Annotated in this window: 11 protein-coding genes; 9 read left to right on the top strand and 2 right to left on the bottom strand. The window is 52.5% G+C overall.

Translation table 11 applies throughout. The features are described 5' to 3' along the window. Positions 1–91 precede the first annotated feature (91 nt). Genes CWE12_RS02610 through CWE12_RS02595 form a run of 4 tightly spaced genes read left to right on the top strand, consistent with a single transcriptional unit; the run spans position 92 to position 3,136 of the window. Positions 92–733 carry a chemotaxis protein CheW gene (locus CWE12_RS02610; protein WP_126788109.1) on the top strand — a complete coding sequence of 214 codons (642 nt, stop codon included), beginning with the start codon at positions 92–94 and terminating at the stop codon, positions 731–733. Beyond that, a complete protein-coding gene (locus tag CWE12_RS02605) occupies positions 730–1,593 on the top strand; it encodes a CheR family methyltransferase (RefSeq protein ID WP_198675667.1) in 864 nt (287 codons plus the stop codon). The genes CWE12_RS02610 and CWE12_RS02605 overlap by 4 nt, the downstream gene beginning before the upstream one ends. Then, a complete protein-coding gene (locus CWE12_RS02600; RefSeq protein WP_126788108.1) occupies positions 1,590–2,093 on the top strand; it encodes a chemotaxis protein CheD in 504 nt (167 codons plus the stop codon). Before CWE12_RS02605 ends, CWE12_RS02600 begins: the two co-directional genes overlap by 4 nt. Next, positions 2,051–3,136, top strand: a complete 1,086-nt coding sequence (locus CWE12_RS02595; RefSeq protein WP_126788107.1) for a protein-glutamate methylesterase/protein-glutamine glutaminase — start codon at positions 2,051–2,053, stop codon at positions 3,134–3,136. The genes CWE12_RS02600 and CWE12_RS02595 overlap by 43 nt, the downstream gene beginning before the upstream one ends. Before the next feature lie 3 nt (positions 3,137–3,139). Here the strand turns inward: CWE12_RS02595 and CWE12_RS02590 are convergent, their stop codons facing one another. Beyond that, positions 3,140–3,769, bottom strand: a complete 630-nt coding sequence (locus tag CWE12_RS02590; protein WP_126788106.1) for a hypothetical protein — start codon at positions 3,767–3,769, stop codon at positions 3,140–3,142. 10 nt (positions 3,770–3,779) lie between these two features. Here CWE12_RS02590 and CWE12_RS13700 point away from each other — a divergent pair, with 10 nt between their 5' ends. From CWE12_RS13700 to CWE12_RS02575, 5 genes are all read left to right on the top strand, one after another. Next, positions 3,780–3,905: a hypothetical protein gene (locus CWE12_RS13700; protein WP_275065546.1), complete on the top strand. Its 126-nt coding sequence runs from the start codon at positions 3,780–3,782 to the stop codon at positions 3,903–3,905. Between the two features lie 77 nt (positions 3,906–3,982). After that, entirely contained in the window at positions 3,983–4,123 is a 141-nt protein-coding gene (locus tag CWE12_RS13590; protein ID WP_157981910.1) for a hypothetical protein, read from the top strand. Continuing rightward, the gene (locus CWE12_RS02585) at positions 4,117–4,371 is read left to right on the top strand and encodes a hypothetical protein (RefSeq protein ID WP_126788105.1); all 255 of its coding nucleotides are present in this window, start codon (positions 4,117–4,119) and stop codon (positions 4,369–4,371) included. The genes CWE12_RS13590 and CWE12_RS02585 overlap by 7 nt, the downstream gene beginning before the upstream one ends. A 26-nt stretch (positions 4,372–4,397) precedes the next feature. Further along, positions 4,398–4,616 (top strand): DUF6500 family protein, encoded by a 219-nt coding sequence (locus CWE12_RS02580; protein ID WP_126788104.1) that lies wholly within the window; start codon positions 4,398–4,400, stop codon positions 4,614–4,616. A 53-nt stretch (positions 4,617–4,669) separates the two neighbouring features. Then, complete coding sequence (locus CWE12_RS02575; RefSeq protein ID WP_126788103.1) at positions 4,670–5,422, top strand: cytochrome b/b6 domain-containing protein; 753 nt, start codon at positions 4,670–4,672, stop codon at positions 5,420–5,422. Positions 5,423–5,434: 12 nt separating this feature from the next. On the opposite strand, the gene CWE12_RS02570 is transcribed toward CWE12_RS02575, so the two are convergent. Beyond that, positions 5,435–13,858 carry a glycoside hydrolase family 94 protein gene (locus CWE12_RS02570; RefSeq protein ID WP_241984116.1) on the bottom strand — a complete coding sequence of 2,808 codons (8,424 nt, stop codon included), beginning with the start codon at positions 13,856–13,858 and terminating at the stop codon, positions 5,435–5,437. Between the last annotated feature and the right edge of the window lie 263 nt (positions 13,859–14,121).

Genomic DNA, 14,121 nt, shown 5'->3' with positions numbered 1-14,121 from the left:
GTTGCGGCACGTAAGTCAGGTGAAGCAGACGGCTTGGCTGCATTAGCCGACGACGAAGCTGAGTTTGTCCGGTTTTAAAAGGAGCGAAGCTATGACGTTGCCCATTGAAAAGGCTACAGCTGATTTGACTCCACAGCAAAAACAGGATGTCAGCGAGGAAGCGAACCAGTACTTAACATTTCGCTTGCGTGATGAAATGTACGCCATTGGCATCTTGCGGACGAAAGAAATTCTTGAGTATCGACCCATTACTCAGGTGCCGATGATGCCTGATTTTGTTCACGGTGTAATAAACCTGCGCGGTGCAGTGGTACCGGTAATTGATCTTGCAATGAGGTTTGATGGTGCGCGAACTAAGATACGCAAACGTTCGTGCATCGTCATTGTAGAGGTTGAAGGTAATAACGGCCGCCAGGATATCAGCATTATCGTGGACGAAGTCTCGGAGGTGGTCTCGATCCCTGCGGAAGAAATCGAGCCGTCTCCATCTTTTGGTACGCGCATACGAACCGACTTTATTGCGGGGATGGGTAAACTGGAAGGTGACTTTGTCATTATTTTAGCCGTCGACAACGTCTTGTCAGTTGATGAATTGTCGCGTCTTGAGGGATCTGGGAATGATGCACATGCGAAGGCATTACCATTTGAACCTAAGACCCAGTCGCCTGATGACGAGGACCAGCCGGATAGCGATACGATGCACATTGAAACGGACAGTGATACCGACCAATGAACGCAACCGCTACAATAATGCAGTCGGAAGCTGGTCAAAGCTGCCCGTTAACCCTGGCCGAATTCAGAGTGTTTCAGCAACTTATCTATGATGAGGCTGGGATTTCGATGTCTGATGCTAAACAGGCTTTGGTTAGCGGGCGACTGAACCGCCGGGTGCGCAACTTAGGACTTGCGAGTTACCAGGCGTATTACAACTATATCAACGCACCGGAACCCGATGATGAACAGAGCAAAGAACGTCAGCTCGCGGTTGATTTACTGACCACCAATGAAACCTATTTCTTTCGTGAGCCCAAGCATTTTGACTACCTTGAAGACACCTTGATCCCGGTATGGAACGAAAGCTCGCAACGACGACGAATATGGAGTGGCGCAAGCTCGTCGGGCGAAGAGGCGTATAGTCTGGCAATGGTCTGTCGGGACTCTGGTAATGCACCGGTAGAGATCGTTGGTACCGATATTTCGCGCCGGGTACTGGCGACGGCTGAACGAGGGCGTTACCCGCTGGCGAAGGCGGATCGTATCCCTCAGCACTATCTTAAAAAGTACTGTTTAAAGGGTATCGGTAGCATGAGCGGTATCATGCAGGTGGATAAAGCGACGCGAGAGCTGGTAGAGTTTAAAGCAGCAAATCTGCAACAATCTCAGCACGAACTCGGTCAGTTTGACTTGATTTTGCTGCGCAATGTGATGATCTATTTCAATCAAGAAACTAAGCGCAGAGTCGTGGCCAGTGTGTGCCGGCAATTGAAACCCGGTGGCACCTTAATGGTCGGGCATTCAGAGAGCCTACAGGGATTGAATGATGGATTACGACTTATGCAGAATTCGGTATATCAGAAGGTTGTGGACGGGTGAGCGTCATAGTTATGGTTCCACGTGAAGTCTATCTGCAACCGGGAGAATTGTGGCAGGGGCAAGGACAAACCAGGGTCAAAACTTTATTGGGATCCTGTGTTGCGATTACCCTTTGGCATGCGGCTACGCAACGCGGCGCAATCTGTCACTACTTACTCGCCAGTGGACAATCAAAACTAAAGCAAAATCCGGGCTACTTCATGGGCGGCGCGATGAGCTTTTTTCACGATACGATAAAAAAATGGGGTGTGAAGCCCGACGCTGTCGAAGTCAAAGTATTTGGCGGCGGCAATATGTTTCATGACCTGGTGTATCGTCAGAGTGGTATGGATGTGGCAGCACGTAATGTCGAAGAGGGCTTGAATAGCCTGCGTCAGCAAGGCTTTAAAGTAAGCAAGCAGGATGTCGGCGGCGTTCGCTATCGGACACTGCATTTCGATGTCTGGACCGGAGATGTATGGGTCCGGTATGGACCTTATCCCGGGAGTCGGGTCGCGTGACCATTGCAGTCCTGATTGTTGATGATTCGGCGGTGGTGCGTCAGGTCTTGCAGCAGGTGTTGGCGATTGAAAAAACCATCGAGGTGGTTGGCGTCGCATCTGACCCTATATTTGCCATGCGCCAGATGGGCATACGATGGCCTGACGTTATTATTCTTGATGTTGAAATGCCACGCATGGATGGCATCACGTTTTTAAAGAAAATCATGCACGAACGCCCCACGCCGGTGGTGATATGCTCAACCCTGACCGAGCAGGGAGCGTCTACTACGATGGATGCATTGTCAGCTGGGGCGGTAAGCATAGTGACTAAGCCAAAGGTCGGCCTCAAGCAGTTTTTAGAGGATGCCAGTAGTGATTTGATCCAGGCCGTCAAAACCGCGGCTCGCGCCAACTTAGGTAATCTTGTACCGGCAGCGGAGCACTTACGACCTCAGGCTGTTCGTAACAACACGAAGTCAATGGCGCAGACGACTGAGCATATTGTCGCGATCGGCACATCAACAGGTGGCACTCAGGCGTTAGAAGCCGTATTAACCGCGTTACCTGATGCCACCCCCGGCATTGTGATTGTCCAGCATATGCCCGCTCAGTTTACTGCGATGTTCGCTCAACGCCTTAACGAATTGGCTAAAATTGAAGTGCGGGAAGCTCGCAATGGCGATCGTATTTTACCAAACCAGGCATTAATAGCCCCGGGTGGTCAGCATATGAGCGTGGTGCGCAGCGGCGCTCAGTACCAGGTGCAAATCAAAGACGGGCCTTTAGTAAACAGGCATAAACCGTCAGTAGATGTGCTGTTTAAATCTGTTGCGCGTTGTGCAGGTCGCAATGCGACAGGTTTCATTCTGACCGGCATGGGCGATGATGGCGCACGTGGTCTTAAGCTAATGCGGGACGCTGGTGCGGTGACCTATGCACAAGATGAAGCCAGTTCAGTCGTCTTCGGTATGCCGAAAGAAGCGATCGCAATTGACGCGGCGACGCATGTGGTAAGTTTAAAAGATGTTCCTCGCCGGATATTACAGATACGTTCGTGTTGACTGCTAGTTCGGGCTGAATACCAGGTTACTTGGATTGTCTGTTGAGATATAGATTGCTTTGAGTACGTCCTCGTCGTACTCGTTGCTGTCCAGTCTGGTAAAACGGTAGTGCGAACCGAATGCTGAGAAGCGGGCAAGGCGTTCTTCATCAATTCGCGTGGTCGAGGTAAAAGTTATTGCGCATATCCGTTCGCTGCAGGCGTGATTGCTTTGGTACACATCACTACCGAAGGTATCAATTAGTTGTTGGTTCATTTTTGCTTCACGTTCTGCCGCGGCCTCAGTGGCTTCAATTCTGTTTATTCGGGTCACAAAACCGTCGAAATTATCCTGCTCTAAAGCGCTGGTTAATGCTGTTTGCGAGACCCGGCCCGTGCTATCAATAAAAATGTCCTCCAGTGAGTCCGTAGAGGCGAAAATGTCATCGTCGCTGAAATTAATCGGCTCGGCGTGGGTGTCTTCGTCATCCGCAGGTGGCGATGGCTCAGCAGCCTGCACATCGTCCTGTTCAGACTGATCGGGGTTCACGACTTGAACCAACTGCGACTCTGCCCGTTGAGGATTGTCCTTGCGACTCTCTGTTTGCGGCTTTTCAGTCTCAACAACGGCGTCGTTCCCAGTAGAACTAGACATCAGGTAGGTCATGCTGATTAACGCCGCCGTGACGGTGCTAAGCGCTATTATTGTTAGTTTGCTGACTGTCATGGCTGGGATCCTTTTCTTATCCATTGAGGTTGCTGGTCATGCTTTTGCTCAGCCTGGTAACTAGTTAGTTCCTGATAGTGACAAAACTCTTGATTCTTGTAAACATGATGTTATGCCACGGCGACTACTAAGGACATATCAATGGTTTGGCTCACACGGATTTTACTACTTACGCTACTGATGGGCGCGACTACCGGATTCGCTGACACCGGCAACCCGGCTGAACCGCAGCTGAAGATTGTCAGCCACTTATTTATCAATATGCGCGTTACCATGTGTTGAAGGAATCTATCCCGCCAGATCTGCACGACATCATCGCTCAACTTTTAGAGAATAACGGCTCCGCTCCGGCCCGTCTGTTACCAGAGTCGGTCTACCTGCTTCGGGCGCGGATCCGCCAGCTTGAAGGCGACCTGCAAGGTGCCGCCGAGGATTATAGTCACGTGCGTGAACATGCACCGAAGTTGATTGATGATATGGAGTTCGCAGATTACGAACGTGAACTCAGAGATGCTCTTACCCAGAGTTGATGAATAGTTACTGATAGGAAAATTAAATGCGGCAGGAACTGCGACAGAAAATAATTGAAGTGTGCTCAAAGAAAATAGCAACCAAGGGGGAGACGGTCGGGGTGTCGTTCTATGCGTTCTTTGCCAACAAAAACGATGATCCGGAACTGTTGATGGAAGCAGCAACCTGGTGGATTCAAACTCACCAGCTTGATCACTTCGAAAAAGCCTTAAAAATAAGGAATATGGTTGACGCAGATCATTGATATCTGAAGGGGGCAGCGCATACTCATAGCGTTAACTTTTGAGGAAGGCCGCCGTGACTGAATTAAAATCCTATTCTGTATGGGATCCTGTTACCCGCTGGTTTCATTGGATCAACGTGCTGTGTGTGCTTCTGCTTATAGGGGTCGGGCTGGTGATTTATAACGCCGGCGCGCTTGGGGTCTCAAACGACGGCAAGATAATGCTCAAAGTCATCCACGTCTGGGTGGGCTATGTTTTTTTGCTGAATTTGATGGTTCGCTTTATCTGGGCTTTCTTTGGAAACCGATATGCACGATGGCACGCCATACTTCCGGGGAGAAGAGGATTTTTCTCATCCGTTCGTAGCTATGTCATTGCATTCATCGCCGGGCGCCCGGAGAATTATCTGGGCCACAACCCGCTCGGACGGCTAAGCGTATTTGTCCTGTTTGTTCTTCTTACTATTCAGGCAATTACCGGGCTGGTTCTTGCTGGTACTGATTTGTTTTATCCTCCATTCGGGCACTGGATTGCGCAATGGGTCGCGGTGCAGGGGGTTCAGCCAGACGCCCTCGTGCCGTATGCACCGGAGATGTATGATGCGCAAGCCTATGCAAGTATGCGCAACGTCCGGAGTCCCTTTATTTTTGTCCACAAATACAATTTCTTTGTGCTGACGTTCTTTATTATTTTACATATAGCGGCGGTCATCATCACTGAAGTAAAAGAAGGAGGGAGCCTGACGTCCGCGATGTTTACCGGGAAGAAGGTATTTAACCGTCGTCCTGTGGATGACGAAAATGACCGTGACCAGCGTTGGGATTAAGTAAGCTAAGCATCAAAGCGTAATAGAAAGCGTATGTGAGTTGCCGTCCAGCGACACTTCAACACTGGTGTCGCTGTGTTCAATCGCGACGTCATCCAGTTCTGCGTGGCTAATGCCCTGGCAACGTTTCTGCGGGTTTTTTATGGTTATCTGATAGTGGCTACCAGCGAGCCTGACGCTGATCTCGTAGCCGGGCCAGTGCCGGGCGATACAAGGCTTTATTATCAGCCTGTTGCCACGGCGCTTGAGCCCCAAAATACCTTCTAACCCGGCACGGTACATACAGCCCGCAGCGCCGGTATACCAGGTCCATCCGCCGCGTCCGCTATGCGGCGCCACCGAATAGATATCAGCAGCTACGACATAGGGTTCGACTTTGTATCTGGCTACCGCGTCAGCATCCAGCGCATGGTTGACTGGGTTTAGCTGATTAAACATGGTCGTCGCCTGGTCGCCTTCGCCTAGTTCGGCGTAGGCTTCCACTGCCCACATTGCGGCGTGACTGTACTGGCCCCCATTTTCGCGTAGGCCCGGTGGGTAGCCCTGAATATAGCCGGGGTGTTTGCCGGCATAATCAAAGGGTGGCGCGAACAGCAGGACCAGACCATCCTGCTCTGAGATGAGCTGCTTCTTCAGTGACGACATGGCATGCATAGCTCGGGCATGGTCCGCACCGCCCGACAGCACTGCCCAGGACTGCGCAATGGAGTCGATGCGACACTCCTGACTTTGCGATGAGCCTAACCAGCTCCCATCATCATAGGTCGCGCGGCGATACCACTCACCATCCCAACTGACATGCTCGATAATTTTATTCAGGGTTTTGGCGTAATCCTCCCATGCCTGTGCCCGCTCACGGTCGTGAGCCATTGCCTGCGGCGCAAACAGTTTCAGAGTCTTCAGCAGCAGCCAGCCGAGCCACACGCTTTCGCCTTTGCCGGCTGCTCCGACGTTATTCATGCCATCATTCCAGTCACCGGTACCAATTAACGGCAAGCCGAGTTCACCCCGTTGTGCAATGCTGCAGTCTAATGCCCGGGCACAATGTTCAAATAACGAGAGAGTTTGGCTGGAGGTTTCGGCTTTAAAGACGTTTTCATGTTGCTCATCGTCCAGTGTCGGACCTTCAACAAAGGGTACCTGTTGGTCGAGAATGGCAATGTCGCCGGAGCTTTGGATGTAACTGGCAGTGGTATACACAAGCCAGACTTTGTCATCGGAAATACGGGTCCGCACCCCTGTACCAGAATGGGGCAGCCACCAGTGCTGAACATCGCCCTGTTCAAACTGACGCGCCGCTGCACGCAGAATATGAGCACGGGTCTCATCCGGCTTGGCAAACGCCAGTGCCATACCGTCCTGCAGCTGATCACGAAAGCCATAAGCGCCACTGGCCTGATAAAATGCGGAGCGCGCCCATATTCGACAGGCAAGGGTCTGATAGGTAAGCCAGCCATTCAGCATAATATCCATAGCCCGGTCTGGTGTTTTTACCTGCACGCTGCCAAGTATCTCACGCCAGTGCTGTTGAACCTCGGCTAGCAGCGTATCTGCATTGCACTGGCGATAGGTTGCAAGTAACTGGTGGGCGTGCTGTGCTGAATCCCCCTGGCCGAGCAGGAAGAGAACGTCGGCTGACTCACCAGGCGCCAGCGTTATCGGTTGGCGCAATGCGCCACAGGGATCCAGCGCGACGCCAGTCATCCCGGAAAGCGTTTTATTGCTGGCTGAACCTAAATACTCATTTCTGTTTGCAGTCCAGCTGGTTTGTTTACCGGCCAGATCGGCGAAGGCAACCCGCTTTGAAAAATCCAGGCTCCAGGGATTACGTGCCAGGATAGCGCCGCTACTGTCCTGTTCGGTCTGAATAAAAGGTGCGTTATTGCAACGTGAAGCGCCCAGCACCCAGCTAACATACCCAGTTACTGACAAGTGCCTGGTCTTGGCCGACCGGTTGTGTAGCGTCAAACGGGAAATTTTGATCGGGTCTTCTAGTGGCACCAGTTGCAGTAAATCCAGCTCAATGTCGTCAACCTGGTGCTGGAAGCGGCTGTAGCCGAAACCATGGCGCGCTATAAACGACGACCCGGCCTGAACGGTCTCTGCAGAGACGCCGTTGGCAGTGGCACTGAATTCCACCATGCTGTCTTCATCATATACATAGAGCTTTTCGCCGCTGGGGTCACTGACCGGATCATTGGACCAGGGCGTTAGCTGGTTTTCACGGCTATTCAGAGCCCAGGTATAGGCATTGCCTTCGGCAGAAACCTGAAAGCCAAACTGAGGGTTGGCAATCACATTGATCCAGGGCGCCGGTGTTGTTTCGCCGGGTTCAAGCAAAATCACATACTCTGAGCCGTGGTTGGCAAAACCGCCTGTGCCATTAAAGAGTTCCAGCTCAGGGGCACTGGTGGTGGGTTTAGCTGCTGTGCTTGCGGTCTTGCGAGGGTGTAGCCGGGCACGCTCTGGTTGTGCTTCTGCAACCGGCGTTTTCTGCTTCATTCGGTTGAGTTGTGTCCGCAAGGCACCGGCCGCGGCATAGAGTTTTATCCGGCAAATCGAGGCGAGCAGGGCGCGAGCGCTCAGGCTGAGCTGGTCGGAGCGCAATGGATAAATAGCCCCACGAGTCGGCGCGCCAATATTGACACGCAGATGGTTGCTGCGGATCGCTGCTTCGATGGCGTCCTGCAACTCCTGAATATACGACGAAGGCTGTTCATTTATAATGACCAGATCCACGCAGAGTTGCTTGATTTGCCAGTATTCATGCGCCCGTATGAGCTGCTTAACCTGACCGATGTGTTTAATATTGTCGATATAGAGAAGAATAATCGGCAAGTCACCGGAGATGCCCGTTTCCCATAATGCAGATTGCGGGGCGGCGCCCTGTTGAATTATTTCTGCTGAGGAGCGAAAGGCGGCATCCTGATATAGCAGCGGTGTGGCCAGTCGCTGAAAATCTACCGCTTCGTTTTTGCCGATATCAAGATGACGCAACTGCAACTGAGCCTGGGTCCAGGCTAAGGTTTTGGCGCGGGCAAAGGCATTGCGGTCGTGATGTTTGTCAAGCAGGGCTAGCAGTTGCTCTCTGGAGTCCGCAACCAGGGTCCAGAATGCTAGCCGTGCAACGCTGCCCGCGTTGACCTTAATCCGTCGGCGCAATGAAAAAATCGGGTCGAGCACGGTACCTGCGGTGTTGGATAGCGGTTGTTCGGGTTGCAGACTTAAGGCTGAATTTAGAGTACGTCCGCGGCCGATAAAGCGAGCACGGTCGGATTCAAATTCAGGTTCTGCAGTCAGTTGCCCTTCCACGACCACCAGATGGGCGGCCCAAATTTGCTTGTCCGTTATTGCTGGCGTGCGGCGCGTAGCAATAATGGCATCAAATTCAGGTAAGTAATCGGTTTGGATAAACATTTTGCTAAAGGCAGGGTGAGCCTGATCAGCCGCAGGCGTGTTTAACACGATTTCGGCGTATGAGGTCACCTCGATTTCTTTTGCTTTGCTGTCAAAATTGCTAATGCAAAGGCGTCTGACTTCGCCGTCATCTTCCATCGATACCACCACATCCATGCTAGTGGTTAATTTAGGGTGGTGATGAATGAACTCGGCATGGTCTTCGGCAAATTCGACGGTGGTCTCGTCGTCTTCATTCTCATCGGAACCAGCAGCAGTACCGACGGACCATTGCCGGTTTGTCTGCAGGTCGCGAAAAAAGAAAAAAGTGCCATAGGCATCGTGCCAGGGGTCGGCCTGCCAACGGGTAATCGCCGTGTCACGACATAGACTATACCCGCCCCCTGTGGCGGTGAGCATCACCGAATACTGGCCGTTGGCGAGTATATGGGTGGTCAGTGGCGTACTCGGTGTGACATGCAGAAAACGTCTGGTCGAGCTGCCACCAGCGTTGGGGTGGAGCGGTAATTTAACAGCCGCAGCCAGTTGATGAGGGGCTGCTATTTCGCGTGGCATCCGCTCCTGTAGCAACAACTCGCAAGCCTGAATGATTGGCTCGCGATGAAAACGTTTACACAGCACGTCCTGTTTTAGTGTATTGAGGATGGCGGCGATGGTCATGCCCTGGTGATGAGCCATAAAGCTTCGCACAATGGCGTAGGGCTTATTTTCGGGAACCCGGCTGCGGGTATAGTCGAGCGCTTCGTAAAACCCGTAGCGGCCCATAGCGCCTAACTTAGTTAATTGGCTGTAGTTGGCCACCGCCGCGACAGGGTCGATCATAGCGGCAAGCCCTGTGGCATAGGGAGCAATAACCCGATCGGAGCTTAACCCTCGCTTCAGGCCGAGTTCAGGGACGCCAAAGTTCGAATACTGGTAGGTGAATTCGTGGTCTCGGGCGTTAAAAGCGGACTCGGACATGCCCCAGGGGATATTCATTGCCCGGGCATAGCTTTGTTGTAATTTGACCGCCAACTCTGTGGTCCCGGCAAGTAAGCTACCTGCTGGTGTTTGCATCACCAGCGATGGCATCAGGTATTCAAACATTGAACCGGACCATGAAATCAATGCTGAGCCCTTGAGTACAGGGGTCGCGGAACGACCAAGGCGAAACCAGTGTTTACTCTCCGCATCGCCTTTTGCAATGGTGAACAAGCTGGCTAACCGGGCTTCAGAGGCCAGCAGATCATAGCAGCTTTCGTCGCGGCTATTGGTCTCCAGCGAATAACCAATGGCGAGCAATTTGCGTTGTGGATCGATAAGGAACGCAAAATCCATCGCAAGGGCAAACTGACGTGCATTCGCGGCCAGTAGGTGTAAGCGTTGGTGCAACAACTCGATTTCGTTACTATAGCGGGTGTCACGTTGATGCTGCTGAACACTCTGCTTGATAGCACGAACCCAGTAGTGAAGTTCAGAATAGGCAGCCTGGTCGTCGGCGATCATGTCCACCTGGGTCAGCAGCTGATTAACCAAGGTATCGTCGGGGAGCGTTGCAGGACTTGCTAAAGCCTGGGTTTCTATGTTGCGAATTAACGATGCAATTTCAGTGTGGTTTCCCTTCACATCCTGCAGTGCAAGTTGGGCCAACTGGCAATTGTCTGCTAATCCAGTCAACGGGGCGGTTACGCTTTGCTCTGCCAGCCATTCTTCACAGGCGTTTGCAACCACAAGTAAATGCCCGGCCAGGTTGCCGCTGTCGACCGAGGAAATATAAGCAGGGGTAAGGGGGGTCAGTGTTTCGGTTGAATACCAGTTAAGAAAATGGCCATTGAAGCGCTGCAATTTTTGCATGGTGTCAAATGTCGCTTCAAGCCGTTCAATGGTCTGCACCGTTCCGGCCCAGCCAAAATCACGTGCGGCGAGAGTCGATAACAGGTAGACGCCGATATTGGTCGGAGACGTGCGCTGAGCGATAGCGTCTTCCGGGGTTTCCTGAAAATTATCCGGCGGCAGCATATTGGCGTCTTCAGTGACAAATACCTCAAAGTAGCGCCAGGTACGTCGGGCAATCAAGCGTAGCTCCGTTGCCTGCTGTGTGGACAGCTCCTGACTGTCGACTGGGGTGGTGCGGGCGGTCCAGAATGCGAGGAATGGAGCACCCAGCCAGAGCGTGCCTAATAGCAGGGTCAATGGCCAGAAAGAGGGCAGTATCAGTAACAATACGATAGCCAGGGCGAGTAATGTACCGCCAAGCATCTGTTGGTAGAATTCCGCGACAGTGCGGCAGGGTTTCGCAGCAACCTGAGCGGCGGTGGTCCATTCGAGCAGGTGGTGGTGGGTAATAAAAAGCCGAATTAAGGTTCGGCCAATGGCATCGCCCATTCGCCAGGCCTGGTCAGGCAACAAAGCAATGGACAGCAATATTTGCCAGCAGGCGAGTTTAAAATCGGCTACCAAGGCATTGAAGTGGCTTCGCGCGCTCATGTAACGATGGGGTAACAGGTTACCAAGAACGGGTATCAACGCTGGCAGGATGATAGTGAGAAGAACAAGCGCCGCAGCCACAACGGCGGACGGCCAGGGCAAGAGCAGACAACTGACGAGCGCGGCCAGGGTAAAAGGGGCAATCAGGGAACGGCGTAAGTTGTCGAGCATTTTAAAACGGCCAAGCAAAGGCACCGCCTGTGAGCCTGTTTGCGGGACGGATGAGGACAGATTCAATACCCAGGACAAGAGCTGCCAGTCGCCCCGGGTCCATCGATGCTGGCGCTTGATAGCGACATCGTAACTGGCCGGAAAGTCTTCAATCACCTCAACGTCGGACGCCAGACCAGCGCGGGCATAAATACCTTCAAAAAGGTCATGACTGAGCAGGGTGTTTTCGGGAATGCGATGTTCCAGGGCTGCTTCAAACGCGTCGACATCGTAGATGCCTTTACCGGTGTATGACCCCTCCTGAAACAGATCCTGATAGATATCGGACGCGGCGGTTGCATAGGGATCAATGCCGCCTGGGCCAGAAAAAATTCGCTGGAAAAGCGAGCCGCGATGGTCGGTAGGGAACGCCGGCGTTACCCGCGGCTGTAAAATACCATAGCCCCGGGTGATACGGCCCTGTGACTTATCCAGATAAGGCTGGTTGAGCGGGTGTGCCATTTTCCCAATCAAACTGACGACGGTGTCACTGACAAGGCGTGTGTCTGAGTCCAGGGTTATGACGTATCGAATGTGTTCAGGGAGTTGTGCCAGCTCTTGCTGGTTGCAGAGAAAGGTAGTGTCGGTGGCGCCGCGTAACAAGCGGTTGAGTTCATGCAGTTTCCCGCGCTTTCGTTCCCAGCCCATCCACACATTCTCACACTGATTGAAGGTACGACGACGGTGTAGGAGGAGAAATTTATCGCCCGCATAGCGTTTATTCAGTTTATCGATGGCGCAGGTGGCGATTTCGAGTAAATTGTCGTCGGCCGGGCTCCGCTCATGGTCAGCGTCGACCCAGTCAGTCACTAGCGCAAAATAGAGGTTATTAGCCCCAGTTCCGGCACTGGTCAGGAAATGGACCTCAAGTCGTTCAGCCAGCTTCTGGATGTCATCAGGGCTGGTTAATAAGGTTGGCACGGCGATAAGCGTGCGAGAGGATTGCGGAATTCCGTCTTTTAACGCCATACCTGGCAAGATAGTTGGGTTAAACCCCCAGACGATAACCCGACTAATTAGAGTCATGGCAACATCGGTGGCTGGCAAAAAGGCGAGCAGGGCGAAGAGAAATAACCAGCCGGTCGCAATTGAGCTATTCGTGCTATTGAGCATGCAGACCGTAAGCGCGAGCAGAGCCAGCGTGATTACTATAACGGTGCCGACAAAACCGCTGATGCCGACGTGCCCGATGAAACGACCCAGGCGCAGCCGAAACGGCGGTTTAAAGCCAAGTAGCTGTTCAAATTCAGGCCGTTGCTGACCAATCAGAAAGAAGCCAGGGTCCGACTGCTGATGTGCGACTTGCTGAAGTTTATGTACCACCTCCAACTCGGTGTGATCTGAATGACGGGCCAGTTCCTCGATGGCATTTCGATAAAGGTTGCGGGTTGCAAAATTCATCGCCGCAAAGTTACTGCAGGCGCGCAATTCGGCATCGACCAAGCTGATGCTTTCAAATAGTTGTGACCAGTCAATGTCAGAGACTAAACGCATACTGGTAATTACATTGCGGATGGTGACATTGGCACCGCCCTGGCGCTTCTCGATATGGTCGACAATAACGTCGACAGACAGGTTCAGCCGTTGCAGCTCTTTATCTAACCAGCGGAGTGCCGGCGTCGTGACCGGGTCCTGCGCGCGTAAACGGGTGACCAGTTGTGCGGCAAAGGTTTCTGACAGACGCTGATCGCGGTGACCGCTGAGATAATCAGCCAGTGCCTGGTCGGCGCCTTCCCCCTGCAGTAAACGGTCCGCCAGCTTGTTTGCTTTATCACGCCGGGCCTGTTCACGGGTAATCTGATCACCGAGACGACACAGGTTCTCCACCAGTACAATGCGCAAGGTAATAGGAACGGCCCAAAGTTCACCGATGGTGAGTGGCTGGACACGCTGATACGCGGTGATAAATAAACTCAGGATGTCCGGGTCCAGATGACTGTCGGTATGCGCTATAAACGCCCAGGCCAGACCAAATACGCGCGGATAACCGGCGAAGGGTCCGGCGGCAAGCTTCGGCAACTGGTGATAAAACCCTCCCGGTAAATCCTGTCGGATTTCACGGATCTGGGCTTCGACCAAATGGTAATTATCTAACAGCCACTCTGCAGCCGGTACCATTTCCTTGCCTGCTTCCATGTCATTGACACAGTCCCGGTATATCCTAATCAATGCGCTGGCGTTTTGTTCCAGGCGGTCTCGTAGTGAAAGTACTGCGGCTGGTTTGTCGGTTACCTGTTGAGCCTGCGCCAGGCTCGCGGCGTGTTGCTCCAGTCGTTCGAGGCCAAACAGTTCTTCCCGGATCGGTTCTCTGTCCTTCCATAGCGCTTGGTTCTTATATCTCATAGCAACATAATATTGGCGCAAGTTCATCGTGATAACCTGGTTCAGGAATGGGTCCTCAGAGTTTGGTCATTCGGGTCGTATCCGCTGAGAGATAAGGGACAGAAGGGCACTGTCTTATGGATAGTGTAGTTGAGCTGGCTGCGCTTGTTTAAAAAGCGCGCAGTATTTTGTTTAGGATCAAAATTGAGCAGCCGTTTGCAGAAATTGGTGGGAATTCAGCATTTGCTCGACAACTTCTTATTTCTGGTATAGCGTGCATAGTT

This window comes from Aliidiomarina sedimenti (genome assembly GCF_003986955.1).
GTDB lineage: Bacteria > Pseudomonadota > Gammaproteobacteria > Enterobacterales > Alteromonadaceae > Aliidiomarina > Aliidiomarina sedimenti.
This window is presented reverse-complemented; position numbering and strand designations above follow the sequence as displayed.

Bases quoted from the DNA above. Each gene is read 5' to 3' on its own strand.
- CWE12_RS13590 (WP_157981910.1), top strand. From the start codon at position 3,983: ATGGTTTGGCTCACACGGATTTTACTACTTACGCTACTGATGGGCGCG.
- CWE12_RS02605 (WP_198675667.1), top strand. From the start codon at position 730: ATGAACGCAACCGCTACAATAATGCAGTCGGAAGCTGGTCAAAGCTGC.
- CWE12_RS02610 (WP_126788109.1), top strand. From the start codon at position 92: ATGACGTTGCCCATTGAAAAGGCTACAGCTGATTTGACTCCACAGCAA.
- CWE12_RS02570 (WP_241984116.1), bottom strand. From the start codon at position 13,858: ATGAGATATAAGAACCAAGCGCTATGGAAGGACAGAGAACCGATCCGG.
- CWE12_RS13700 (WP_275065546.1), top strand. From the start codon at position 3,780: ATGCTGATTAACGCCGCCGTGACGGTGCTAAGCGCTATTATTGTTAGT.
- CWE12_RS02590 (WP_126788106.1), bottom strand. From the start codon at position 3,769: ATGTCTAGTTCTACTGGGAACGACGCCGTTGTTGAGACTGAAAAGCCG.
- CWE12_RS02595 (WP_126788107.1), top strand. From the start codon at position 2,051: ATGGGTCCGGTATGGACCTTATCCCGGGAGTCGGGTCGCGTGACCATT.
- CWE12_RS02580 (WP_126788104.1), top strand. From the start codon at position 4,398: ATGCGGCAGGAACTGCGACAGAAAATAATTGAAGTGTGCTCAAAGAAA.